Source organism: Cryobacterium sp. MLB-32 (genome assembly GCF_000738085.1).
GTDB lineage: Bacteria > Actinomycetota > Actinomycetes > Actinomycetales > Microbacteriaceae > Cryobacterium.
The window spans coordinates 1-1148 of the sequence record NZ_JPRS01000335.1 but is presented as its reverse complement, the minus strand read 5'-3'; the positions used below and the strand labels follow the sequence as shown (position 1 = coordinate 1148).

1 protein-coding gene is annotated in these 1148 nt (G+C 58.3%); it reads left to right on the top strand.

All coding sequences use genetic code 11. The features are described 5' to 3' along the window. Window positions 1–304: 304 nt before the first annotated feature. Window positions 305–1148, top strand: an 844-nt coding sequence (locus JF66_RS18315; protein ID WP_035880268.1) for a hypothetical protein, incomplete at its 3' end; no start/stop codon positions are given.

Below are 1148 nucleotides of genomic sequence, written 5' to 3'. Positions count from 1 at the left end.
GTGCGCCAATCTCGCCGCGGAACTTGGCGATCTTTGGACTGGTCACGTGAAAGCCAACGGGGCAACCATCAGTACAGCCGGTGGGTATAGGGCGGCCATCGTTCTCTTCTGCAGGTTTGCAGATACACGAGGAGCGCCGAGGAAGGCGTCCATCTACAGGCCCGACGACGACCTCGCATTCACGCTCTATGAATGGCGATCTTCGCTTTCCACTGCAGCTCAAAACAAGGCCTACTCACAAGTCGTTGCCTTGATTAGGCGAGCCGTTTTGACCAACCGAACGGCGAACACTTCACTCGCAGCCATGGTGACCAGCGCGTTCTCGGCATCGCGACCGGAGGACACTCCGCTCGACGAATTCTCGAACGCCGAACGGATCCAGCAAATGAGGGCCGCCACGCGCGACGCCGCGATCACGGAAATGCGCATTCAAGACGGGCAGATGCTATTCCGAGATAGCGCTTCCTTCCGATCACTGATCAGAACAGCCCTTGCAGGTGCTGGAGCCGAGGAAGTGAAGCGCCAGCTTCGTGCGGACGGGGACCTAACGCGTGCCATAGTTTCTGCGTTGTCTGCGAGCCAGCTTGGCGTAGTGGGGCGGGATTTCGAAGGCCCCGCAAGCCGTGGATTGCGAGCGATTGCCTCTCTCGTCGCACCGAGCGAAACAGAGATGATGAGCTTTCAACTCCTATTGATGTGGTCCACAGGGATCGCACCGGAACAAGTCCGCGACGCAAGAGTGGGGGACCTCGTATTCTCCGACGGCGGATTGGATTGGACGACGTTCAAAGCGCGGTCCCACGTCCTCATGCGGCTCAATTTCGCGGGACCCGCGTCCCAAGAAACTTGGGGAACGGCCGGACTATTCAAACGGGCTATCGCCGTCACGACTCTCGCGCGCAGCTTGGTCGACGACGATCAAACCCTTTGGATGGTCCACAAGCTCACGAACGGCAAACTCGTCATCAACCAGCAAAACTTTCAAAAGATTAAGCTCGGAGACTGGGCGCTAGCCCACGGAGTTCAGCTTTCGTTGCCGATCGACCTCCGGAGAATTCGCAAAGCCGTAAAGGCTGTACGCGCCGGAATTAGTGGATCGGCCAAAGCAGCCGCGGGCACGGATCATAAGGAGACGACTTTCAATCGGT